Source organism: Candidatus Infernicultor aquiphilus, assembly GCF_002784285.1.
In the GTDB taxonomy this organism is placed as follows: domain Bacteria; phylum Atribacterota; class Phoenicimicrobiia; order Phoenicimicrobiales; family Phoenicimicrobiaceae; genus Infernicultor; species Infernicultor aquiphilus.
The window spans coordinates 1,492-2,366 of record NZ_PFKO01000298.1; the positions used below are offsets into that span (position 1 = coordinate 1,492).

The window sequence follows — 875 nt, forward strand, 5'->3', positions numbered from 1 at the left end:
TTTAAGGTCTCTGTCTTCTCCAGCGATAATTTCAAACATCCCTTTAGCAGCATTGATGAAAACTTCTCTTTTAGTCTTTCCATAAGCAACTATTCCGATATCAGCAGTATGATCAATTATTTCAAATTCTTTCATAGATATTTATTACCTTTTTTCACCCCTACCCAAACCCTCCCCCCTCGAAGGGGGAGGGCGGGGGAGGGTCTTAACTTGTTGAACTTTTCATTTAAACAAAAAACTCTCGTCAGTTAGTAATATCTATACTACCAGGGACGAGAGCTTACTCACGTGGTGCCACCCTATTTTAATAGGAACATCCTATCCTTCATTGGCTATTTTTTAACACACTATAGTGCGTCTCTGGATACTCTATTTCACCAGAAAATTATTGAGGGGTGGAATTCGGTAAAGTCACCTACTGATTTTCACCAGCCATCAGTTCTCTGGGAATGACTGTTATCTACTATCCCCTTAAATATTTAATTATATATTCATTTTGTTGCCTTAATTATAGGTTTTAATATCCCTTTTTGTCAAGCTTTACTCGTATTGTGTATATCGTATCGCGTATTGCGTAGGGAAAATTAGACGTCAAGAGCCAGAGGTAGGGGTTCGATTCATCGAACCCGCTAGAAAAGTTGCTTAAAAAACATGGGTCGGATAAATCCGACCACTACTCCAAATACAAAAAACCGTAACAAAAAAATTTTTTTATTTTTATTTTCCTTGACATTCGACTGACCAGTCAGTTATAATGAAAACCGATTTAAAATATGGAGAGGAATGGAGAGAATAAAAAATAAAATGATGAAAAAAGTGGCCAATTTTATTACTAAATACGCCCGATATATATTTATCGCAATAATTCTCCTTAC

1 protein-coding gene and 1 other annotated feature are annotated in these 875 nt (G+C 36.1%); the gene reads right to left on the reverse strand.

Annotation, left to right across the window (positions count from 1 at the left end; all coding sequences use genetic code 11):
* A partial coding sequence (locus tag COZ07_RS08265) for an archease (RefSeq protein WP_406608091.1) occupies window positions 1–135 on the reverse strand: 135 nt, incomplete at its 3' end.
* A 130-nt stretch (window positions 136–265) separates the two neighbouring features.
* Window positions 266–485, reverse strand: a binding site (T-box leader).
* Window positions 486–875: the final 390 nt, after the last annotated feature.